The 22,197-nt window shown below is 68.9% G+C and carries 20 protein-coding genes; 8 read left to right on the top strand and 12 right to left on the bottom strand.

Features of this window, described 5'->3' with window-relative positions; translation table 11 throughout:
• Positions 1-46: 46 nt before the first annotated feature.
• Complete coding sequence (locus tag ACP7AG_RS18510) at positions 47-1,045, bottom strand: NADPH:quinone oxidoreductase family protein (RefSeq protein ID WP_426032634.1); 999 nt, start codon at positions 1,043-1,045, stop codon at positions 47-49.
• Between the two features lie 69 nt (positions 1,046-1,114).
• On the opposite strand from ACP7AG_RS18510, the gene ACP7AG_RS18505 reads away from it, so the two are divergent.
• Positions 1,115-1,990 (top strand): isoaspartyl peptidase/L-asparaginase family protein, encoded by an 876-nt coding sequence (locus tag ACP7AG_RS18505; RefSeq protein ID WP_426032632.1) that lies wholly within the window; start codon positions 1,115-1,117, stop codon positions 1,988-1,990.
• A 93-nt stretch (positions 1,991-2,083) separates the two neighbouring features.
• A complete protein-coding gene (gene pgm, locus ACP7AG_RS18500; protein WP_426032630.1) occupies positions 2,084-3,721 on the top strand; it encodes a phosphoglucomutase (alpha-D-glucose-1,6-bisphosphate-dependent) in 1,638 nt (545 codons plus the stop codon).
• A gap of 123 nt (positions 3,722-3,844) precedes the next feature.
• Here the strand turns inward: pgm and ACP7AG_RS18495 are convergent, their stop codons facing one another.
• Positions 3,845-4,264: an SWIM zinc finger family protein gene (locus ACP7AG_RS18495; protein ID WP_426010193.1), complete on the bottom strand. Its 420-nt coding sequence runs from the start codon at positions 4,262-4,264 to the stop codon at positions 3,845-3,847.
• Positions 4,261-4,662: a metallopeptidase family protein gene (locus ACP7AG_RS18490; protein ID WP_426010195.1), complete on the bottom strand. Its 402-nt coding sequence runs from the start codon at positions 4,660-4,662 to the stop codon at positions 4,261-4,263. Before ACP7AG_RS18490 ends, ACP7AG_RS18495 begins: the two co-directional genes overlap by 4 nt.
• Before the next feature lie 140 nt (positions 4,663-4,802).
• Between ACP7AG_RS18490 and ACP7AG_RS18485 the strand changes: the two genes are divergently transcribed.
• Positions 4,803-7,115 (top strand): ATP-binding protein, encoded by a 2,313-nt coding sequence (locus ACP7AG_RS18485; RefSeq protein WP_426010197.1) that lies wholly within the window; start codon positions 4,803-4,805, stop codon positions 7,113-7,115.
• A gap of 153 nt (positions 7,116-7,268) precedes the next feature.
• Here ACP7AG_RS18485 and ACP7AG_RS18480 read toward each other — a convergent pair whose 3' ends face one another.
• From ACP7AG_RS18480 to sdhC, 6 genes are all read right to left on the bottom strand, one after another.
• Positions 7,269-7,589, bottom strand: coding sequence for a 2Fe-2S iron-sulfur cluster-binding protein (locus ACP7AG_RS18480; protein WP_426010199.1), 321 nt, complete (start codon positions 7,587-7,589; stop codon positions 7,269-7,271).
• A gap of 34 nt (positions 7,590-7,623) precedes the next feature.
• Complete coding sequence (locus ACP7AG_RS18475) at positions 7,624-8,868, bottom strand: NAD(P)/FAD-dependent oxidoreductase (RefSeq protein WP_426032627.1); 1,245 nt, start codon at positions 8,866-8,868, stop codon at positions 7,624-7,626.
• A 193-nt stretch (positions 8,869-9,061) separates the two neighbouring features.
• Positions 9,062-9,844 carry a succinate dehydrogenase iron-sulfur subunit gene (locus tag ACP7AG_RS18470; RefSeq protein ID WP_426010201.1) on the bottom strand — a complete coding sequence of 261 codons (783 nt, stop codon included), beginning with the start codon at positions 9,842-9,844 and terminating at the stop codon, positions 9,062-9,064.
• 10 nt (positions 9,845-9,854) lie between these two features.
• On the bottom strand, positions 9,855-11,642 hold the full coding sequence (sdhA, locus tag ACP7AG_RS18465) for a succinate dehydrogenase flavoprotein subunit (RefSeq protein ID WP_426010203.1): 1,788 nt from the start codon (positions 11,640-11,642) through the stop codon (positions 9,855-9,857).
• Positions 11,642-12,046: a succinate dehydrogenase, hydrophobic membrane anchor protein gene (gene sdhD / locus ACP7AG_RS18460; RefSeq protein ID WP_426010205.1), complete on the bottom strand. Its 405-nt coding sequence runs from the start codon at positions 12,044-12,046 to the stop codon at positions 11,642-11,644. Before sdhD ends, sdhA begins: the two co-directional genes overlap by 1 nt.
• A 2-nt stretch (positions 12,047-12,048) precedes the next feature.
• Positions 12,049-12,456, bottom strand: a complete 408-nt coding sequence (sdhC, locus tag ACP7AG_RS18455) for a succinate dehydrogenase, cytochrome b556 subunit (protein WP_426010207.1) — start codon at positions 12,454-12,456, stop codon at positions 12,049-12,051.
• A 186-nt stretch (positions 12,457-12,642) separates the two neighbouring features.
• Between sdhC and ACP7AG_RS18450 the strand changes: the two genes are divergently transcribed.
• A complete protein-coding gene (locus ACP7AG_RS18450; RefSeq protein WP_426010208.1) occupies positions 12,643-14,076 on the top strand; it encodes a sensor histidine kinase in 1,434 nt (477 codons plus the stop codon).
• 100 nt (positions 14,077-14,176) lie between these two features.
• Here the strand turns inward: ACP7AG_RS18450 and ACP7AG_RS18445 are convergent, their stop codons facing one another.
• Genes ACP7AG_RS18445 through ACP7AG_RS18435 form a run of 3 tightly spaced genes read right to left on the bottom strand, consistent with a single transcriptional unit; the run spans position 14,177 to position 16,557 of the window.
• A complete protein-coding gene (locus tag ACP7AG_RS18445; RefSeq protein ID WP_426032625.1) occupies positions 14,177-14,758 on the bottom strand; it encodes an NUDIX domain-containing protein in 582 nt (193 codons plus the stop codon).
• A 4-nt stretch (positions 14,759-14,762) separates the two neighbouring features.
• Positions 14,763-15,881 carry a cell division protein ZapE gene (gene zapE / locus ACP7AG_RS18440; RefSeq protein WP_426032623.1) on the bottom strand — a complete coding sequence of 373 codons (1,119 nt, stop codon included), beginning with the start codon at positions 15,879-15,881 and terminating at the stop codon, positions 14,763-14,765.
• A gap of 40 nt (positions 15,882-15,921) precedes the next feature.
• A complete protein-coding gene (locus ACP7AG_RS18435) occupies positions 15,922-16,557 on the bottom strand; it encodes a hypothetical protein (protein WP_426032621.1) in 636 nt (211 codons plus the stop codon).
• A 154-nt stretch (positions 16,558-16,711) separates the two neighbouring features.
• Between ACP7AG_RS18435 and tsaE the strand changes: the two genes are divergently transcribed.
• From tsaE to addB, 4 genes are read left to right on the top strand one after another with little or no spacing between them, the layout of a single operon-like run.
• Positions 16,712-17,164 (top strand): tRNA (adenosine(37)-N6)-threonylcarbamoyltransferase complex ATPase subunit type 1 TsaE, encoded by a 453-nt coding sequence (tsaE, locus tag ACP7AG_RS18430; RefSeq protein ID WP_426032669.1) that lies wholly within the window; start codon positions 16,712-16,714, stop codon positions 17,162-17,164.
• Positions 17,154-18,257 (top strand): N-acetylmuramate/N-acetylglucosamine kinase AmgK, encoded by a 1,104-nt coding sequence (gene amgK / locus ACP7AG_RS18425; protein WP_426032619.1) that lies wholly within the window; start codon positions 17,154-17,156, stop codon positions 18,255-18,257. The genes tsaE and amgK overlap by 11 nt, the downstream gene beginning before the upstream one ends.
• The gene (murU, locus tag ACP7AG_RS18420) at positions 18,254-18,973 is read left to right on the top strand and encodes an N-acetylmuramate alpha-1-phosphate uridylyltransferase MurU (RefSeq protein ID WP_426032617.1); all 720 of its coding nucleotides are present in this window, start codon (positions 18,254-18,256) and stop codon (positions 18,971-18,973) included. Before amgK ends, murU begins: the two co-directional genes overlap by 4 nt.
• Positions 18,970-21,957: a double-strand break repair protein AddB gene (gene addB, locus ACP7AG_RS18415; RefSeq protein WP_426032615.1), complete on the top strand. Its 2,988-nt coding sequence runs from the start codon at positions 18,970-18,972 to the stop codon at positions 21,955-21,957. The genes murU and addB overlap by 4 nt, the downstream gene beginning before the upstream one ends.
• Positions 21,958-22,197 lie beyond the last annotated feature (240 nt).

Genomic DNA, 22,197 nt, shown 5'->3' with positions numbered 1-22,197 from the left:
CGGCCAAACGCCGCCACCCGGCGTTCCTAAGCCGCGCGCACACGCCTCAATCGTTGACGACCACGACCTTGCCCATAGCCTTGCGGCTGGCCAGGTGAGCGATGGCGTCGCCGGCCTTGGCCAATGGGAAGCGCTCGGAAACATAGGGTTTGATCTTGCCCTCGGCATAGAGGCCCATCAGGTCCTTGACGTTCTGGGCGTGTAGCTTGGGTTCACGGGCCACCGAGGCGCCCCAGAACACCCCGACGATGTCGCAGGACTTCAGCAGGGTCAGGTTCAGCGGAATCTTGGGGATGCCCGACGGGAAGCCGACCACCAGGAAGCGGCCGTTCCAGCCCGAGGCGCGGATGGTGGCTTCGGAATAGTCGCCGCCGACCGCGTCATAGGCCACGTCCCAGCCGTTGGGCCCGCAGGCGTCCTTGATCAGGTTGGCCAAGGCCTTTTGACCGTCCTTGTCGAACGGGCCGCGCGGATAGACCACGCCGCTGTCGGCGCCGTGCGCGATGGCCAGATCGACTTTTTCTTGGCTGGAGCAGGCGGCGATCACCTTGGAGCCGGCCGCCTTGGCCAACTCGACGGCCGCCAGGCCCACGCCGCCGGCCGCGCCGAGCACCAGCAGGGTCTCGCCGGCCTTCAGCTGGCCGCGATCCTTGAGGGCGTAATAGGAAGTGCCGTAGGTGAGGATGAAGGCGGCGGCCTCGTCAAACGGCATGGTGTCGGGGATCGGCGTGCAGCGCACGGCGTCGACCAACAGTTTCTCGGCCATGCCGCCGTGGCCGCTGGAGGCCAGCACCCGCTGGCCGACCGTCAGGCCGGTGACGCCCTCGCCAAGCTGTTCGACCACCCCGGCCACTTCGCCGCCGGGCGCGAACGGCCGCTGCGGCTTGAACTGGTACTTGTCCTCGATGATCAACACGTCGGGATAGTTAACGCCGCAGGCCTTGACCGTCAGCACCACCTGGCCCGGACCGGCGACGGGGTCGGGAAGCTCTTCAAGCACCAGGGTCTCGGGTCCGCCGACCGCCTTGCTGAGCACCGCCTTCATCTCGCCTCTCCCGTCTTTCTTCTTTAAGAGCGCGGACGCTAGCGCACGGTCGCCGGCCAAGGAAGCAGAATGTCAAACAAGCGTTTTAGTCTCGCCCTGCACGGCGGAGCGGGCTCCGCACCGGGTCATGACTACGGCGTCGAGGTCGCCCACATGCGCGGCCTGGTCGAAGCCGCGCGCGACCGACTGGCCGCCGGGGCCAACGCCCTGGACGTCGCGGTGGAGACGGTCGTCGCCCTGGAAGCCAGCGGCCTTTACATCGCAGGCAGGGGCGCCTCGCCCAATGCCTCGGGAATCTACGAGCTGGACGCCTGCCTGATGGACGGCGCCAGCGGCCGGGCAGGCTCGGTCGCCGCGCTTCAGGGCTTCGAGAGCCCGATCCTGGCGGCGCGGGCGGTGATGGAGCGGACGCCGCACGTCATGCTGGCTGGCGAAGGCGCGGCCGCCTTCGCCAGGACCCAAGGCCTGAAGACCATCGCGGATCCCGCGACCTGGTTCACCCATGCTGGGGCCTTTGAGGCCAACCATCCGCCGGACTTGCCCACCGGCACCGTCGGCTGCGTGGTGCGCGATGGCGAGGGCCGGCTTGCGGCCGCCACCTCGACGGCCGGCGTGTTCGGCAAGCTTCCGGGCCGGGTCGGCGATTCGCCCATCATCGGGGCCGGGGCCTGGGCTGACGGCCAAGCGGCGGTGTCCTGCACCGGCCAGGGGGAGTATTTCATCCGCACCGCCGTGGCCGTGCAGGTCGCCCACCGCATGCGCTTCGGCGGCGAGAGCCTGGCCAGCGCGACGGCGGCCGCCATCCAGGGCGTGGCCGGCCTGGGCGGCGACGGCGGACTGATCGCCGTGGACCGCGAAGGCCATGTCGCCATGCCCTTCGCCTCGGATGGTCTGAAGCGCGCGGCCCTGTTCCCCGACGGTACGATCATGGCCGAAGCCTTCTGAGCCCTGCCCTCTTCGCGACAGAGAACCCGCCTCCAGCGCCCAAACGACGCTCTGCCGATTGAAGGCGCCATCCTCGTTGGCTAGGTTGCCGCCATGCATAGCCACGCAGGGCAGCGCGCCCGACCCGAAGACCTCGTCGATCTGGACGCCCTGACCCGCGCCTATTTCGAGACCCATCCCGACGCCTCGAACCCGGGTCAGCGTGTGGCCTTCGGGACCTCCGGCCATCGAGGATCCAGCCTCGACGCGGCGTTCAACGAGGATCACATCCTCGCCATCACCCAGGCCATTGTCGAATACCGCGCCGCCCAGGGCGTGACCGGCCCGATCTTCGTCGGCCGCGACACCCACGCCCTGTCCGAGCCCGCCTGGCGCTCGACCCTGGAGGTCCTGATCGCCAACGGCGTCGAGACCTTGATCGATTCGCGGGACGGCTTTACCCCGACCCCAGCGGTCTCGCACGCGATCCTGAAGTTCAATCGCGTGGCGCCCGGCGCCGCCGACGGCATCCTGATCACCCCGTCGCACAACCCGCCCCGCGATGGCGGCATCAAGTACAATCCGCCCTCGGGCGGACCCGCCGGGGGCGAGGCCACCTCGGCGATCGCCGCGCGGGCCAACCAACTGATCGAGGGCGGCCTGAAGGACGTCAAGCGCGTGCCGTTCGAGCGAGCGGTCGTCGCCGCCGGCCGCTACGACTTCCTGGCGAAATATATCGACGACCTGCCCAGCGTGCTGGACCTGGACGTTATCCGCTCCGCCGGCGTGAGGATCGGGGCCGACCCGCTGGGCGGCGCCAGCGTCGCCTATTGGGGCGAGATCGCCGACCGCCACCGGCTGAACCTGACCGTCGTCAATGACGCCGTCGATCCGCGCTGGGCCTTCATGCCGCTCGACAATGACGGCAAGATCCGCATGGATTGCTCGTCGCCGGCCGCCATGGCCAACCTGATCCGGGCGATGCAGGGCGGGGCGCAGTACGACGTCGCCACCGGCAACGACGCCGACGCCGACCGCCACGGCATCGTCACGCCCGACGGCGGGCTGATGAACCCCAATCATTATCTGGCCGTGGCCATCTCCTACCTGTTCAGCCATCGCGAGGGCTGGGGTCCAGACGTGGCCGTCGGCAAAACCCTGGTCTCGTCCTCGATGATTGACCGTGTGGTGGCCGGCATGGGTCGCCGCCTGCTGGAAGTGCCGGTCGGATTCAAGCATTTCGTGCCGGGCCTGCTGGACGGCAGCGTCGGGTTTGGCGGCGAGGAGTCGGCCGGGGCCTCGTTCCTGCGCAAGGACGGCACGGTGTGGACCACCGACAAGGACGGCCTGCTGCTGGCCCTGCTGGCGGCCGAGATCCAGGGCCGCACGGGCAAGAGCGCCAGCCAGCTCTATACCGGCCTGACCAAGCAATATGGCGCGCCGGCCTATGCCCGGATCGACGCCCCGGCCAACCGGGCGGAGAAGGCGCGGCTGGCCGCCCTCAGCCCGTCCGACGTATCCGCCAAGACCCTGGCCGGCGAGGCCATCATCGACATCCTCACCACCGCCCCCGGCAATGGCGAGGCGATCGGCGGTCTGAAGGTGGTGACCAAAAACGCCTGGTTCGCCGCCCGGCCGTCGGGGACCGAGGACGTCTACAAGATCTATGCGGAGTCGTTCCTGGGGGCTGATCATCTGAGGTCGGTGCAGGCCGAAGCGCGGGACGTGGTGGCCGGGGCGTTGAAAGATTAGCGCCGGTCCCGTTCCATTCTAGAATGCTCGACGCGCCCCAAGGGCGACCGGCCTTGAAGAATTGGCGGCGGCGGCTCGACGACATGTTCGACAAGTTTGTCTAGGTCCGCCTAAGGTCACCCCCTACCCCTCCAGCCTCGCCAAGACCCCCGGATCCGCCTTGGCCAGCTCCACGATCCGCTCGATCAGCGCCTCGCGGCTCTCCAGAGCCAGCCCGTCGCGCAGCCGCGCCATGCGCTCGCGGACATAGCCCAGGCCGGTGTCGTCCAGCAGATTGGTCGCCACCACCACGGCCGCCTGGTGCTTGCAGGCCCCGAACTTGTCGAAGCCGGGACAGGTGCAGGCCCCCTCGCCGTTCGGCGCGCGCAGGGTGATAACATAGAGGTCGCCCCCCTTCACATGGGCGGTGACGGCGTCGTCCTCGATGGCCACCAGATCGACCGCGCCGGCCTCAGCCAGCTGGGCGCCGCTTTCGAACCAGCGCTCATCCATGCGCTCGCGCCAGGCCCCAATGTCGAAGAGGGGCCTGTTGAACAGGCTCATGCCTCGTCCTCGATGCGGTGGATGTCGTCGTCCGACAGGCCGAAGTGATGGCCGATCTCGTGGACCAGCACATGGGCGATCAGCTCGCCGAGCGAGGCATCGCCGCGTTCGCACCACTCGGCCAGGATCGCCTGGCGGTAGAGGAACACCATCGACGGCTCCGGCGACGGACCCAGCACCGAGCGATGGGCGAGATCGACGCCTTGGTAGAGGCCGGTCAGCTCGAACGGGTCCTCGATGCCCAGGTCGTCCAGCACCTCATCGCTGGCGAAATCGTCAATGCGAAACACCAGGTCGCCGGTCTGGCGGCGGAAGTCGGCGGGCAGATCGTCGAAGGCCTGCCGCGCCAGGGCGGCGAAATCGTCGAGCGAGGGGGCGAGGCGGTCGGTCCAGGTCATGGTTCGTACATAGGCCGATTGGCCCGCAGCGCCAGCCTCTCGGCGCCGCCGCGACAGCACAGCTCATCGCCCTCTGGTCACGCGCGGCCTAATCTGTGACTCTGATTCGAAATTCCCCTTAGAGGCGACCGACAAGCCTGATGACCTCGCCTGATCTGATCCTGGCCGCGACGGCCGGCGCGGTCTGCCTGGCGCTTTGCGCCACGCTCTGGGCGATGTCCCAGCAGCGGCGGTTCGAAAGCCAACTGGCCTCTATGCGGGCCCGCCTGGCCGACCTGGAAAGCGGGACCTTGGTCGGCGAAGCCTCGGCCGAAGTCTTCGACACCGTGTTGATCGCGATCGACGGCGGCGCCGCGCGGCTGGTCTCGGGCCAGGACGCCTTGGCCGCCTGCGCCAGGATCCTCGACGTCGCGCCCAATGCCTCGGCCGTGGTCGAGGCCCTGGTCGCCGCCGATCCCGACCACGCCCACAAGCTGGCCGCCCTGTTCCAACGCGGCGAGGCCTGCGCCTTCGAGGCGCACCGCGCCGACGGCGGCGTGGTTGTGGAAGGCCGCGTGGCGGGGGCGGTGGCCTGGCTGCGCCTGGCCGCAGCCGCCGTCGACGAGTCGGGCCTGCCCGGCGCCGGGCGTTTCGCCGCCTTCATGGACGGCATGGTCGAGCCGGCCTGGATTTCCGACGCCGACGGCGCGCCGGTCTGGGGCAATGCGGCCTATTTGCGGGTGGTCGGCGCGGTCTCGGCCGCCGAGGCGGCGCGCGAGGGCCAGACCGTCGACCGCGCCGCCGACGCCCTCGCCGTCGAGGCCGCCAAGGCCGGCGAGCTGCGCGAGGCCGTGCGTTGGGTGCCGATCGACGGCCGTCGCCGGGCCCTGCGCTTCTCGGCCCAGCCGCTGGACGGCGGCGGGGTGGGGGTGTTCAGCAGCGACGTCACCGAGGTCGAGGACATGCGCGACGCCCTGCGCAAGCATGTGGCGGCCCATGACGAGACCCTGAACCACATCGCCGACGCGGTGGCGATCTTCAGCCAGACCCGCCGCCTGGCGTTCCATAACACCGCCTTCGCTGCGCTGTGGGGCCTGGAGCCGGCCTGGCTGGCCGAGCGACCCACCCACGGCGAGGTGCTGGACCGCCTGCGCCAGCGTCGCCGCCTGCCCGAAACCGTCGATTACGCCAAATGGAAGGGCGCCGAGCTGGCGCGCTACGAGGATCTGGGACCGCAGGCCGACGAGATGTGGGACCTGCCCGATGGCCGCACCCTGCGCGTGGTGCGCCAGCCCCACCCGCTGGGCGGCATGCTGCTGCTCTATTCCGACATCACCGGCGAGCTGCGGCTGAAGGCCCAGTACAACGCCCTGATCCAGGTGCAGCAGGCCACGCTGGATAAGCTGAACGACGCCGTGGCGGTGTTCGGCTCGGACGGCCGGCTGCGGCTGCACAACGAAGCCTTCGAGACCTTCTGGAACGTGTCGGCCATGGCGCTCGAGGCGGCCGTCGATTTCGAGGGCGTGGTCGAGCTATGCGTGCCGCGCCTGCACGACCTGTCCTTCTGGCGCGAGCTGAAGGGCCGGGTGGCCGATCCCGATCCGCAGATGCGCGCGCCCACCTCCGGCGAAACCCGCACCTCGGACAACCGCATCGTGCTCTATCAGAGCCGGCCTCTGCCCGACGGCGCGACCCTGATCGCCTTCGCCGACGTCACCGACACCCGTCAGCTGGAAAGCGCCCTGGCCGATCGGTCCCAGGCCCTGACCGAGGCCGAACGGCTGAAGCGCGACTTCGTGGGCAATGTCTCCTACGAGCTGCGCACGCCGCTCACCACGATCATCGGCTATTCGGAGCTGCTGGAGCGGGCCGACGGCCTGTCGGAACGCAGTCGCGGCCACGTGGCCTCGGTGCGCTCGGCCGCCACCCAACTGGCCCGCTCGATCGACGACGTGCTCGACATGGCCCAGATCGACGCCGGCGAGATGGCGCTGGAGATCGAGGACATCCGGGTGGCCGGCCTGATGAGCGACGCCCAGGAGCGCTCGCTGAAGATCGCTCAGATCGGCGGCGTGACCCTGGCGGTCGAATGCGACAAGGACGTCGGCCTGATCCGAGGCGATCTCAAGCGCCTGTCGCAGATCCTCGACCACCTGGTCGAGAACGCTCTTCGCCAGACGCCGCCGGATGGGGTGGTCACCCTATCGGCGCGGCGGGCGCTTGGAGAAGTGCGGCTGGACGTCAGGGACACCGGCCGCGGCGTGCCGTTCCATGTGCAGGCCCACATCTTCGACCGCTTCGTCGGCCGCGATAGGGGCGGCCCGGGTCTGGGCCTGGCGCTGGTCAAGGCTCTGGTCGAGCTGCATGGCGGCTGGGTGGCGCTGGAGAGCGAGCCCGGCGCGGGCTCGACGTTTACGTGCCACCTTCCAGAGACGCAGCAGCCGGGTGCGGCGCAACCGGAGTTCGGGTTTTAGGTTTTAAGTCCTCCCCCTATGGGGGAGGTGTCGGCAAGCCGACGGAGGGGGGAGAGATACGACCTCAGCCGCACGCAGGATCGATCGACCCTAAAACTCCCCCCACCGATCGCTACGCGATCGCCTCCCCCACAGGGGGAGGACTTGCCGAGCCTAGTGCTGGCTTTCCGGCAGCCGCACCACCAGCCCATCCAGCGCGTCGCTCACCTTAATCTGGCACGACAGCCGGCTGTTCGGCCCGACGTTTTCGGCGAAGTCGAGCATCGACTCCTCCATGGCCGACTTGTCGCCGGTCTTGGACAGCCAGGCTTCGTCGACATAGACGTGGCACGTGGCGCAGGCGCAGGCCCCGCCGCAGTCGGCGTCGATGCCCGGCACGTTGTTCTTCACCGCGCCTTCCATGACCGTCAGGCCCGGCTTGACGTCGATGCCGTGTTCCGTGCCGTCGTGCTCGATATAGGTGATCTTGGCCATGGGTCCCCTGGGGCGCTTTTTTTGAACGGTCGTTTTACGCCGCGACTTCTTTCATGGAAATGGTCGAGTTCGCCAGCTTCTCCAAGCTGACGGGCGTGCGCTTGGCGATCAACTGCTTTCCCGCCATGAATTCGGGCGGCGCATTGACGGCCTCGACGGCCTGAACCAGGTCGCCCTTCAAGTGGAAGACAGCAAACTTGGCTCCAGACACGTCGCCGCGCACGATCTGCGTGTCTGCGTCGAACGGCAGGCCGGCGATCTGCAGTTTCAGGTCGTACTGGTCGGACCAGAACCACGGAATCTCGTGCGGCGGCATGGCGCGGCCGGTGATGGCGGCGGCGGCCTGCTTGGCCTGTTCAAGGGCGTTGGGCACGCTCTCCAGCCGGAACTGGCGGTCATACAGCGGTAGCGGCCGGTGGGTCACGTCGCCGATGGCGAATACGAACGGGTCGCTGGTCCGGGACTCCAGATCGACGACGATCCCGCCCGTGCACTCCAGGCCCGCGTCCTGGGCCAGCTCGACATTGGGATGGGCCCCGACCCCGACCAAGGCCGCGTCGCAGGCCACGACCCGGCCGTCGGCCAGTCGCACGCCCGTGATGTGGCCCCGCCTATCTCCAAGGGGGCCGCCCTCGAAGGCCTCGACCCCGGCGTTCAGTTCGAAGGCCACGCCTCGGGCGCGGTGATAGTCCTGGAAGAAGTTGGACAGGGTCTCGCAGGCGACCCGGGCCAGAACGCGCGGTTCCCGCTCGATGATCATCACGTGGCTGCCCAGGGCGCGGGCCGAGGCCGCCGCCTCCAGGCCGACATAGCCGCCGCCCACCACGGCCAGCCGTTTGCCGGGACCCAGCGCGCCCTTCAAGGCCTCGGCGTCGGCCGCCGTGCGCAGCGACAGCACACCGGCCAGGTCGGCCCCGGGGATCGGCAGCGCCCGGGCCCGAGCGCCGGTGGCCAGGATCAGATAGTCGTAAGGCAGGTGTTCGCCCGAGGCGAGGGTGACGGTCTTGGCGCCGCGATTGAAACCCATCACCACGCCGCCCAGGCGCAGCGAGACGCCAGCTTCCTCGTACCAACTTGACGGCTTGAGCTGCAGGCCCTCGGCGTCGACCTCGCCCTTCAGCCAGCCCTTGCTCAGCGGCGGACGCTGATAGGGCAGCAGGGGCTCGTCGCCGATCAGCACGATGGGGCCGACATGGCCGTACTGGCGCAGGAAGGCGGCGGCCGAACCGCCGGCATGGCCGGCGCCGACGATGACGACGCGGCTGCTCAGATCGCCCATACCCGCTTCACTCAAAGGCCGTGTCCTCCCGTTCCGCCAAAAATGACGACGGCGTCACCTTTTGGCAAGCCGCGCGTCGATCTTGCGGACTAGAGCATTTCCCGACCTGACTGCGTCAGGCCGTGAGCTCTAATCTTTTGTTTCGACGCATTTTTCTTCACGCGAACCGGAACCACTGCGCTCGAAAAATGCTTTAGACGACCCGTTCGACCAGCATCTTCTTGATCTCGGCGATGGCCTTGGCGGGGTTCAGGCCCTTGGGACAGACCTGGGCGCAGTTCATGATCGTGTGGCAGCGATAGAGCTTGAACGGGTCTTCGAGGTCGTCGAGGCGCGCGCCGGTGGCTTCGTCGCGGCTGTCGATCAGCCAGCGATAGGCGTGCAGCAGCGTCGCCGGGCCCAGGTACTTGTCGCCGTTCCACCAATAGCTGGGGCACGAGGTCGAGCAGCAGGCGCAGAGGATGCACTCGTACAGGCCGTCCAGCTTTGAGCGGTCTTCCGGCGACTGCAGCCATTCGCTCTGCGGCTCGGGCGTGACGGTGTGCAGCCAGGGCTCGATCGAGGCGTATTGGGCGTAGAACAGCGTCAGGTCGGGGATCAGGTCCTTGACCACCGGCTGGCTGGGCAACGGCGCGATCTGCACGGCCTTGCCGGGCGTGTCGGCGTGGCCGTGGGTGCAGGCCAGGGTGTTGCGGCCGCCGATGTTCATGGCGCAGGAGCCGCAGACCCCCTCGCGGCATGAGCGACGGAAGGCCAGGGTCGGGTCGATGCTATTCTTGATGTAAAGCAGGGCGTCCAGCACCATCGGGCCGCAGGCGTCGATGTCCACCTCATAGGTGTCCCAGCGCGGATTGCGGCCGTCTTCCGGATCATACCGATAGACCTTAAAGGCGCGGGTGTTGGTGGCGCCGGCGGGCGCCGGCCAGGTCTTGCCGGCTTGCACGGTCGAGTTCTTGGGGAGGGTGAGTTGAACCATCAGCGTACCCTCAATAAACCCGCGCCTTGGGTGGGATGTAGTCGATGTCTTTCGACATGGTGTAGCTATGCACCGGGCGGAAATCGATCTTCACCTTGCCCGTGCCCTGGTCGAGCCAGGCCAGGGTGTGCTTCATCCAGGTGGTGTCGTCGCGGGTGGAAAAGTCTTCCCGGGCATGGGCGCCGCGGCTTTCGGTGCGGTTGACCGCGCTGGCCACAGTGACAACGGCCTGGCCGATCAGGTTGTCGAACTCCAGGGTTTCCATCAGGTCGGTGTTCCAGACCAGCCCGCGGTCGCTCACCTTTATATCCTTGGCCTTTTCCCAGACCACTGCCAGGCGCTCGGCGCCGCCGACCAGGGTTTCGCCGGTGCGGAACACCGCGGCGTCCTCCTGCATGGCCTTCTGCATTTCGAGGCGCAGGGCGGCTGTCGGCTGATGGCCATTGGCGTTGCGGTAGCGGTCGAAGCGGTCCAGGTGGGGATCGGTCTGAGAGACCTTCAGCTCCGGCTGGGTGGCCATCGGCTTGAGGATCTCGGCGCAGCGCAAGGCGGCGGCGCGGCCGAACACCACCAGGTCGATCAGGCTGTTGGATCCCAGGCGGTTGGCGCCGTGCACCGAGACGCAGGCCGCCTCGCCCACGGCCATCAGGCCGGGGATCACCTGGTCGGGATTGTCGCCCGACTTAGTGACGACCTCGCCGTGATAGTTCGTCGGGATGCCGCCCATGTTGTAGTGGACCGTCGGCAAGACCGGGATCGGCGCCTTGGTCACGTCCACGCCGGCGAACACCTTGGCGGTCTCGGAAATGCCGGGCAGGCGCTCGTGCAGAATTTTCGGGTCCAGGTGATCCAGGTGCAGGAAGATGTGGTCCTTGTTGGGGCCCACGCCCCGGCCTTCGCGGATTTCGATGGTCATGGCCCGGCTGACCATGTCGCGCGGAGCCAGGTCCTTCACCGAAGGGGCGTAGCGCTCCATGAAGCGCTCGCCCTCGGAATTGGTCAGGTAGCCGCCTTCGCCACGCGCGCCCTCGGTTATCAGGCAGCCGGCGCCATAGATGCCGGTGGGGTGGAACTGGACGAATTCCATGTCCTGCAGCGGTAGGCCGGCGCGCAGGGCCATGGCGTTGCCGTCGCCGGTGCAGGTGTGGGCCGATGTGGCCGAGAAATAGGCGCGGCCGTAGCCGCCGGTCGCCAGGATCACTTGCTGGGCCTGGAAGCGGTGCAGGGTGCCGTCGTCCAGCTTCCAGGCGGTGACGCCCCGGCAGACGCCGTCTTCCATGATCAGGTCGAGCGCGAAATACTCGATGAAGAACTCGGTGTCGTGGGCCAGGGACTGGCCGTACATCGTGTGCAGCATGGCGTGACCGGTGCGGTCGGCCGCGGCGCAGGTGCGCTGGATCGGACCGTTGCCGAATTCCTTGGTCATGCCACCAAAGGCGCGCTGGTAGATCTTGCCCTCGGCCGTGCGCGAGAACGGCACGCCCCAGTGTTCCAGCTCATAGACGGCGGCCGGCGCGTTGCGGGTCAGATATTCGATGGCGTCCTGGTCGCCCAGCCAGTCCGACCCCTTGACGGTGTCGTACATGTGCCAGCGCCAGTCATCCTGGCCCATGTTGCCCAGCGAGGCCGAGATTCCGCCCTGGGCGGCGACGGTGTGGCTGCGGGTCGGGAACACCTTGGTGACGCAGGCGGTCTTCAGCCCGGCCTGGGCGCACCCCAGCGCGGCGCGCAGGCCCGAGCCGCCCGCTCCGACGACGACGACGTCGAACTTGTGGTCGATAAACGTATAGGCCGACATCAAAAGACTCCGGTGAAGGCGACCTTGAGGATCGAGACGACCCCAAGAGCGCCGCCGAGGACGCATACAAACAGATTGGCCAGGACGAGAACGGTCTTGGTCATGAAGTTCGGGAAATAGTCCTCGATCACAACCTGCACCGCGCCCTTGAGATGGATCAGGGCGACAACGAGCAGCAGGCACAGCAAGACCGTGTTGTGCGGGATGGCCACCCACTCGCTGGCGCCGTCGAAGCCGAGGCTGGCCAGGCGCAGGCCCGCGAACAGGCCCCACAGGGTCAACGGAATCAGGGCGACGCTCGACACCCGATCGGTGATGAAGTGGCCGACGCCGTGGTGCGAGGCGCCCAGGCCCCGAGCGCGAGACATGGGGGTGCGGAAGCGGCCGGAGGTCGAATGGGCCATGATCAGAGCGCTCCGGTTTGGGCGGCGATGACCCAGACGACGATCGCGCCGACCACGGCGAAGGCGATGGCGCAGGCGCCGGACATGTCGGCGACCTTCGGCGTGAATCCCTTGCCGGCGTCCCAGACGGTCTGGCGGACGGCGTAGGCGATGTTGAACAGCACCGCGACGGTCAGGCCAAACAGCACCAGCTTTCCCAGGAACGAGCCCAGCAGGCCGGTATAGGTCGCGTAGGCTTCAGGCCCCGAGGCCAGAGCCAGGGCCCAGCCGGCCAGCAGGAGCACGCCGACATACAGCGCCATGATGCAGGCCCGATGCAGGATCGAGCAGGTCATGGTGATGTGCCACCGCCAGACCTGGAGGTGTGGCGATAGTGGGCGCTCGGGAAGTCCCCCGCTGGTGTCGGTCATGAAAACGTCCAACCCTTTGGCTTTGTGCGTTGCGGGATGCTTTTAAGCGCGACGTTGGGGGTGTCAACGCAACGCCCTTTGTTGAGAAACGTTCTCAGCATAACAGCGGTAAGGATCAAGTGTCCCGCCAGCGGAACCTGAAGCTGAAGGTGGCGTTATCGGACCCTTAGCGGGGAGGCGCTGTTCATGTCCGGCCCGATCGACTTTCAGAACGTCTTCGACCGGATTCCCAGCCCCTACATGATGCTTGACCGCGATCTGCGCTTCGCCGCGGCCAACCGGGCCTATCTCAAGGCGGTCGAGCTGCGCTGGGAAGACATCGCCGGCCGCTACGTCTTCGACGCCTTTCCCGTCGAGGGTGAAAGCCGCCGGACCCTCGAGGAATCCCTGGCCCGGGCGCGCGACACCGGTCAGGTCGACGTGCTGCCCCTGATCGAATACGCCATCCAGCGTCCCACTCTCCTGGGCGGTGGGTCGGAAGCCCGGACGTGGAGCGCCACCCACACCCCTATCCTCGACGCGCGCGGCCACACCATCTTCATCTTGCAGCACACCCAGGACGTCACCGAGCTCCAGCGCCTGAAGGACGTCGCCTTTGGCGGTCGGGCGCCCAGCGCCGTCACAATGCTGGGCGGCGACATCCTGCAGCGCGCCGAAACCGTTCAGGCCCAGAGCCTGCAATTGCGCCGCCTGTTCATGCAGGCACCCAGCTTCATGGCCATATTGCGCGGCCCCGATCACGTGTTCGAGCTGATCAACAACACCTATCTGCAGCTGATCGGCCACCGCGACGTGGTCGGTCTGCCAATGCGCGAGGCCCTGCCGGAAGTTGTCGAGCAGGGCTTCCCCGATCTGCTCGACAAGGTCCGATCGAGCGCCGAGGCCTTCGTGGGCCGACAGATCAAGATCGCCCTGCAGCGCACGCCGGACGGACCGCTGGAAGACCGCTATCTCGACTTCGTCTACCAGCCGATCATCGAGGACGACGGCTCGGTGTCGGGCGTCTTCGTCGAGGGGTTCGACATCAGCGATCAGGTCCAGGCCCAGGACCAGCAACGCCTGCTGCTCGACGAGCTTAACCACCGCGTCAAGAACACCCTGGCCACGGTTCAGGCCATTTCCCAGCAGACCCTGCGCGGCGCGTCCGATCCTGCAGCCTTCGCCAAGGCCTTCGAAGCGCGTTTGCTGGCCCTGTCTCAGACCCACAACGCCCTAACCGACGGCCAGTGGTCCGGCGCGGGCCTGCGCCAAATCCTCAACCTTGAACTGCTGCCGCATGGCGCCGAGCGCGTCAGCCTGGACGGACCCGACGCCCATCTGCCAGCTCGCACGGCCCTGTCGCTAGGCATGGTGTTCCATGAATTGACCACCAACGCCGCCAAGTACGGGGCCTTGGCCCAGGATGGCCGGTTGTCGGTGCATTGGCAGGGGGAGGGTGACGGCCTGGCCTTCACCTGGCACGAGGCCGGCGGACCCACGGTCGCCCCGCCCACCCGGCGCGGTTTCGGCTCGCGCTTGATCGAGCGCAGCATCACCAGCGAACTGCGCGGCAGGTTCGCGATCGACTACCGACCAGAGGGCGTGCTCTGCGAGTTCTGGGTGCCCGTGGCCGTGGCCTAGGGCATTTCCCGACCTGACGGCGTCAGGCCGTGAGCTCTAATCTTTTGTTTTGACGCATTTTTCTTCACGCGAACCGGAACCACTTCGCTCGAAAAATGCTCTAGCGAAACAGGTTCAGCGCCGCCCATTGCAGCAGCAGGATGGTCTTGGCGTCGCAAATCCCGCCGCTGGCGACCATGGCGAGGGCTTCGTCGATCGAGCGCTCCAGCACCTGGACCTCTTCGCCCTCTTCTTCCAGGCCGCCGCCGTCGGAGACCTTCATCGAGGCGTCGTACTCGGCGACGAAGAAATGCAGGATCTCGGTGATCGCGCCGGGGCTCATGAAGGCCTGGAACACCTTGCGCACGCCGGTCAGCCGGTAACCGACCTCCTCCTCCACCTCGGCCCGGATACGGTCCTCGGGCGAAGCGTCGTCCAGCAGGCCGGCGGGGGTCTCGATCAGCAGGTCGTCATAACCCACGGCATAGGCCGGATAGCGAAACTGCCGGGTCAGCAGCACGGTGCGGGCCGCCATGTTGTAGGGCAGCAGTGTGCAGCCATCGCCCCGGTCATAGGTGTCGCGGCTCAGGGTCGCCCACTGGCCGTCGTCGCGCTGCCAGTCGAACATCGTCTTCTTCAGGAGGTAGTGGTCGTCGGATAGCACCGTGACGGTCTTGATGCGGATCCGGTCGGCGATGCTCATGCCTTTAGTCCCTCACCTTGGCCACATAGTCGGCCGACCGCATTTCCTGCAGACGCGACACCGTGCGCTCGAACTCGAACGACCCGTCTCCGGCCGGATACAGGGCGTCGGGCTCGCCATCGGCCAGGGCCACCAGTTTGGCGTCGGCTTCATAGAGCGAGTCGATCAGGGTGTTGAAGCGCTTGGCCGCGTCACGCCGCTCGGGCGTCAGCAGCGGCACGTCTTCCAGGAACACCGTGTGGAAGCGCGCGGCGACCGCCAGATAGTCCCGCGGCCCCAGGGCCTGCTGGCACAGGCTGGCGAACGAGGCGCGCAGCAGGCCGCCGACGGCGCGGGGCAGGCGCATCTTGCGGCCCAGAACCTCGAGCGTGGCGCCGGTCTCCTCGGCCCCATCCAGCATGTCGGCCCAGAGGGCGTCGAACTCGGCGGCGGTCGTCTTGTCGTTGGGCGCAAGCCAGGTGCGGGCGGCGCGCAGGCGGTCGAGGCGGAAATCGACCGGGCCCCGCACGGCGACCACGTCCATCCGGTCCTTCAGCATGGCGATGAAGGGGACGAAGAGCTGGCGGTTGAGGCCGTCCTTGTAGAGGTCGTCCGGCGGCCGGTTGGAGGTCGCCACCAGGGTTACGCCCTGGGCGAACAGCGCCTCGAACAGGCGGCCCAGGATCATGGCGTCGGCGATGTCGGTGACCTGCAGCTCGTCGAAGCACAGCAGGCGGGCCTGGGCGGCGATCAGATCGGCGGTCGGCGCGATCGGGTCGTCGCCCCTGTGCTGGCCAAACCGCGCCTTGCGCTCGGCCGCGTCACCCTTGCGCCAGGCGTCGATATGGCCGTGGACCTCGGCCATGAAGCCGTGGAAGTGGATGCGGCGCTTCTTGTCGATGGGCGCGCTGTCGAAGAACAGGTCCATCAGCATCGACTTGCCGCGTCCCACCGGACCCCACAGATAGACGCCCTTCTGGCCCTTGGGCTTGCGGCTAAACAGCGAGAAGCCGGGCTCGCCCGCCCCGTCCAGATCGGCCTCCAGCCGCGCCAGCGCATCGACGGCGGCGGCTTGGGCGGCATCGGGCTTGATCTCGCCCTGAGCCAGGCGGTCGCGATAGGCGGTTCGGACGGATGTCGGCATCGCGGACGGGGTTAGCGCGTGCGGCGCCGCGGGGAAAGGCCTAGACCCCCAGATCCTTGCGCACGAAACGGTAGGTCTCGCGCTTCTCGCAGGCGCAGGCCTTCATCTGGCCGTCCTTGGTCCACCAGACCAGCAGCGGATAGGCGAAGTTCACGCCATTGTCCTTGAGCAGCGGCCGCAGGTCATCGACGGTCTTGCGGCCGGCCTCGATCACCGCCGTGCGGGCCACGTCGCCGTCGGCGGGCGCGATGCCGGCGGCCGTCCAGGCCTCGACCGGTGTGGCGTCCCACTTTTCCGACAGGGCCCAGCTGCGGTTGACCCACATCTCGGCGACGGTCGCCCGCTCGGCCGGCGTGGATTTCGGCACGCCGTTGCGGTCGGCGCGGGCGACCTCGATCAGCCGGGTGTCGACGCCCGCCCTGTGCAGGCCCGGATATTCCTCGGCCTTGAACCGCACGCAGTCGGGGCAGGTGCGGAAGCTGACCATGTAGAGCTTTTGCTTCTTCAGTCCCGGCGACACCCAGCCGGAGGTCTCCAGGATTTTGGTGATCTCGGCCTGGTGTTTGGTGATGGTCTTGGGCCGCCAGCGCAGCTCTATGTTCCAATAGGCCCAACCCGCCGCGCCCACGACGAGGATCACGACGGCGACGATCAGCCAACGGCCCAGGGTTTTCATCAAGTGCCCCTCATCCAGTCCCGCACCGTCGAACAGCTAAGAGCCGTCGTCAAACTTTCCTGAGGACAGCGGCCCGGCCGCCTTGGAAGCGCGGCGTGGCTTGTCTAGACTCAGGCTTCGGGTCGATCCGCCGCCCGCCGTGCCAAGGACCCGCGTGATCGAAGTCGCCCTGCCCGATGAAGCCGCCACCCAGCGCCTGGGTATTTGGCTGTCGCGCGCCCTGAGGCCGGGCGACGCGATCTGCCTGACGGGACCGCTCGGCGCCGGCAAGTCAACCCTGGCTCGCGCCCTGATCCGCGCCTTGACCTCGCCGAACGAGGAGGTGCCCAGCCCCACCTTCACCCTGGTGCAGTTCTATGACGGCCCCGCCTTCCCGGTCGCCCATTTCGACCTCTACCGCCTGACCGATCCCGACGAGGCCTACGAGATCGGGCTGGACGAGGCGCTGGAGGACGGCGCGGTGCTGATCGAATGGCCCCAGCGGCTGGAGGGGCGTCTGCCCGCCAACCGACTCGCTATAGACATCACCCCCAGCGACGATGGCGAGGCGCGCCGCGCGACCCTGACGCCGCACGGAACCTTCGAAGGACGCAAGCTTGAGCTCTGATCGCGAACCGGCCCGAGAGACGGCGAGGGCGGCCTTCTTGACCGCCCAAGGCTTCGGCGACGTCCGCCGCGAGTCGCTGGGCGGCGACGCCTCGACCCGCAGCTACGAGCGCCTGCATCGTGGGGACCAAAGCTTCATCTTCATGGACCAGCCGCCGGCGCTGGAGAGCTCGGTGTGCCCGCCCGACGCCAGCGACGCCGAGCGCCTGGCCTCGGGCTACAACGCCGCCGCGCGCCTGGCCGCCGGCTCAGTCGCCGCCTTCGTGGCCACCGCCGCCTATCTGCGCGACCGAGGCCTCTCCGCGCCGAGGATCTTCGCCCATGACATCGCCGCCGGCCTGGCGGTGCTGGAAGACCTGGGCGACGGCCTCTACGCCACCCTGATCGCCGAGGGGCAGGATGAGACGCCGCTCTACGAGGCCGCCGTCGACGTCCAGATCGCCCTGCACAGCGCGGCGCCGCCGCAGGTGCTAACCGCCGAGGGGGGCGTGTCCTGGCCGCTGCTGACCTATGACGCCCTGGCCCTGAAGGTCGCCACCGACACCTTCCTGGAATGGTGGCCCAAGTTCGCCGGCCTGCCGGACTTCAGCGACGCCGCCGTGGCCGGTTGGGACGCTCTGTGGGCCCCGGTCTGGGTGCGCGGCGAAGCCGGCGCCTCGGTGTTCACCCACCGTGACTATCATGCCCAGAACCTGATCTGGCTGCCGAGCCGCGACGGGGTGGCCCGGGTCGGCCTGCTGGACTTCCAGGACGCCCTGCGCGCCCATCCGGCCTGGGACCTGACCCATCTGCTGCAGGACGCCCGCCGCGACGTGTCACCGGCGCTGGAACAGGCCATGCTCGACCGCTACCTGGCCGCCCGGCCGGCGCTGGACCGGGAAGCCTTTATCGCAGACTACCGCGCCTTGGCCGCCTCGAACGCGGCGCGGATCCTGGGCCGGGTGTTCGCCCGCCAGGCGTTGGCGGGCCGCCCGCAGTACGAGGCCTTCATGCCGCGCACCTGGCGCTATCTGGAGCGCAACCTCGAAAGCCCGGCGCTGGCCGGGCTGAAGACCTGGTTCGACGCCAATGTGCCGGCCGAGGCGCGTCGATGAGCGCCTTTCCCACGGTCGCCATGGTCCTGGCTGCGGGTCTGGGCACCCGCATGCGACCCCTGACCGACGACCGGCCCAAGGCGCTGGTCGAGGTGGGCGGCAAGGCGCTGATCGACCACATGCTGGACCGCCTGGCCGCCGCCGGGGTCGAGACCGCCGTGGTCAATGTCCACGCCTTCGCCGACCGGCTGGAGGCGCATCTGGCGGCGCGCTCGGCTCGGGGCGCCCGTCCTCGGATCGTCATCTCCGACGAACGCCCTCAGGCGCTGGAAACCGGCGGCGGCCTCAAGCACGCCCTGCCGCTGCTGGGCGACGCGCCGGTCTGGGTGGCCAATATCGACTCGGTCTGGATCGAGCACGGCGGCTCGGCCATCGAGGCGATGGCGCGGGCCTGGGATCCGGCGGCCATGGATGTCTGCCTGATGCTGGCCTCGACCACCGAGTCGCTCGGCTTCCACGACAGCGGCGACGTGTTCCTCGACGATGGCGTGGTGCGCTTTAAGACCGCCGGCGAGACCGCGTCGCTGGTCTATGTCGGGGTCCATATCTGCAAGCCCGGGATCGTGTCCGACGGTCCCGAGGGTCCGTTTTCGCTGACGCCGATCTGGCGGGTCCTGGCCGCCGGGGGCCGCGTCCATGGCGTCACGCCGGACGGTCTCTGGATGCATGTCGGCGACCCCCAGGCCGTGATCGCCGCCGAGGCCAGGCTGGCATGAGCGCGGCGGGTCCCTTCGACACGCCGGGGCCGCGCTGGTTCTCGATCCCCGCTCACCGGCCGTTCGTCGAGGACCTGGCCCGCGGGCTGCTGAGCGCCTTGGCCCCACTGGGTCCCGAGGCCCTGCCCCGCGCTACGGTGCTGACCCCGACGCGGCGCGGGGCCCGCGCCCTGGCCGACGCCTTCGTCCAGGTGATCGACGGGGCGGCGGGCGCCGGCAAGGCCCTGCTGCTGCCGCAGATCCGGCCGCTGGGCGATCTGGACGAGGGCGAGCCGCCGTTCGAGCCGGGCGAGATCAGCCTGGACGTGCCGCCCGCTGTCTCGTCGCGCCGCCGGCGGTTCGAGTTGGCCCGGCTGGTCGCCGACCACGCGCACCTGCTGGACTTCACCCCCCAGGCGGGCCAGGCCCTGGAGATGGCCAAGGCCTTGGCCGAGTTCCTCGACAGCTGCCAGATCGAGGAGCTGATCACCGACGACGGTCGCCTCGACGGCCTGGCCGAGGGCGACCTGGCCCAGCACTGGCAGGTCTCGGCCAGGTTCCTGAAGGCCATCCTCGCCGCCTGGCCCAAGCGCCTGGACGACCTGGGCCTGATCGACGTCAGCGACCGCCGCGTGCGGCTGCTCAACGCGCTCTCGGACCAATGGGAAGACGCGCCGCCACAGGGGGTGATGATCGCCGCCGGCTCGACGGGCACGGCCCCGGCCACCGCCCGCCTGCTGGGCGTGATCGCCAACCTGCCCCAGGGCGCCGTGGTGCTGCCGGGCCTTGACGAGGGCCTGGCCGAGGACGCCTGGGGCCAGGTCGGCGAGCAGCATCCGCAGGGCGCGATGAAGCGCCTGCTCGATCGCTTCAAGGCCACGCGCGCCGAAGTCCGCCCCTGGTGGCCCGAAGCCGATAGCCGGGGCCGTTGGCGGCGTCGGCTGATCAACGAGGCCCTGCGCCCGGCCGAGGCCACCGCCGACTGGCTGGCCCAGATCGATCGGCTTCGCGCCGAGGCCCCGGACCTCGACCCGATCGCCGAGGGGTTGAAGGGCCTGTCGCTGATCAGCGCCCGCACCGAGGAGGAGGCCGCCGTCGCCTGCGCGCTTCTCTTGCGCGAAGCGCTGGAGACCCCCGGCCAGACCGCCGCCCTGGTCACGCCCGACCAGGAACTGGCTCGCCGGGTCGCCGCTCGCCTAGCCCGCTGGGGCGTGATCGCCGACAGCTCGGCCGGCGCGCCCCTGGCCGCCAGTCCCGCCGCGATCCTGGCCCAGCACGTCGCCGCCCTCGCCGTCGACCCGCTGGACCCCGTGCGCCTGCTGGCCGTGGCCAAGCATCCGCTGCTGCGGGCCGACGCCGACGCCGCTTGCGACCTGGAACTGAAGGGTCTGCGGGGCCCGGCGCCCCGCGACGCCGCGCAACTGCTCGGCAAGCTCGACGCCTATCCCGACGCGCGCCGTCTCGCCGAGCGGGTGCTGGCCGCCGCGCGCCAGGCCGCGGCGCCCTATGTCGATGACCAAGGCGCCCCCGCCACCGCCGCGCGGGCCTTGGTTGAGAGCCTGGAAGCCCTGGCCGACCCTGGCGACCTGTGGGCCGGCTCGGCGGGCGAGGGCCTGGCCAGCCTGTTGTCATCGCTGATAACCGACGGACTGGTCCTGCCACCGGCTTCGAAGATCGGTTTCGGCGACCTGCTGGACCGGCTGGTCAATGAGGAGACCCTGCGGGTCGGCGGCGCCACCCATCCGCGCCTGCGGATCTTCGGAGCCATCGAGGCGCGGATGGTCCGGGCCGATCGCTTGATCCTGGCCGGACTTGAGGAGGGGATCTGGCCAAAGGGCGCGCCGATCGACCCGTTCCTGTCGCGACCGATGCGCGAGCGCCTGGGCCTACCGCCGCCCGAGCGCCGCATCGGCCTGACCGCCCATGACTTCGCCCAGGCAGCCGCCGCGCCAGATGTCATCCTAGTCCACAGCGAGCGCCGGGGCGGCGCGCCGGCCGTCGAGAGCCGTTGGCTGTGGCGGCTGCGCACCCTGGCGCGCGGCGCGGGCCTGGCCCTGCCGGAGCGCGCCGACGTGCTGGCCTGGGCTCGCGACCTTGACGCGCCAGGGCCCTACGCCCCGATCAGCCGCCCGGCGCCCACGCCTCCCGTCGCCGACCGTCCGCGCCGCATGGCCGTCACCCGCATCGAGGCCCTGACCCGCGACCCCTACGCCGTTTGGGCGCGCGACATCCTCAAGCTGTTTCCACTGGAGCGCCCCAACGAGCCGGTCGAGGCGCGGGCGCGCGGCACGGCGATCCACGCGGCGTTCGAGACCTTCTCGCTCGACCATCCGGGCCCTGTCCCGACCGACGCGGCCGAAATCTTCGCCGGGCTCTATCTGTCCGAACTGGTCAAGGCCGGCATGCCGCCCGCCGCCCTGGCCCGCGAGCGCGCCCTGGCCCGCGAGGCGGCGTTGTGGGTTGCCGATCTGGAGACCCGTCGCCGGGCTGGCGCCGAGCGCATCGTCGTCGAGGCCACCGGCACGCTGACCTTCGACATCGGGGGTCGGCCCTTCACCGTCTTCGCCAAGGCCGACCGCATCGAGCCGACCGCCGACGGCTTGGCCCACATCCTCGACTACAAGACCGGCGCCGCGCCGTCGAAAAAGCAGGTCGAGACCGGCTTCTCTCCCCAGCTGACCCTGACTGCGGCCATCCTGCGCGAGGGCGGCTTCGAGGCCGTCGGTCGCCGCGAGCCTGGCGACCTGACCTATCTGCGGGTCACGGGCCGCAAGCCGGCCGGTGTGGAAGAGGTGCGGGCGACCGCTGGGGGCGACAGCCAGGAGGCGGCGGTCAAGGCCTTGCAGGGCCTGCGCGACTTGATCGAGCGCTACGACAATCCCGACCAGCCGTATCTGTCGCGCGTGGCGCCGCAGTTTGTGCACGACCATGCGGGCGACTACGGCCACCTGGCGCGAGTGTTCGAATGGTCCACCAGCGGCGATGACGGGGAGGGCGGCGAATGAGCCTCGCGCCGACCAAACAGGTCCTTCCCCTGTCGGGGAGGCGGCGCGCAGCGCCGGTGGGGGGAGCCGCCGGGCGGTGGTTCACCCCCCCCTCCGTTGCCCCGGATCAAGTCCGGGGCGCCACCTCCCCCACAGGGCTAGCAGGTTCACACATCTCGATTGAGCGAGTGGACGAGCTCTGATTCATTGGGTTCATCTGACGGGAGATGGCGATGGATCTGCTGCTGGGGCGGTTTGGCG

The organism is Caulobacter sp. DWP3-1-3b2 (assembly GCF_049896325.1).
GTDB lineage: Bacteria > Pseudomonadota > Alphaproteobacteria > Caulobacterales > Caulobacteraceae > Caulobacter.
This window is presented reverse-complemented; position numbering and strand designations above follow the sequence as displayed.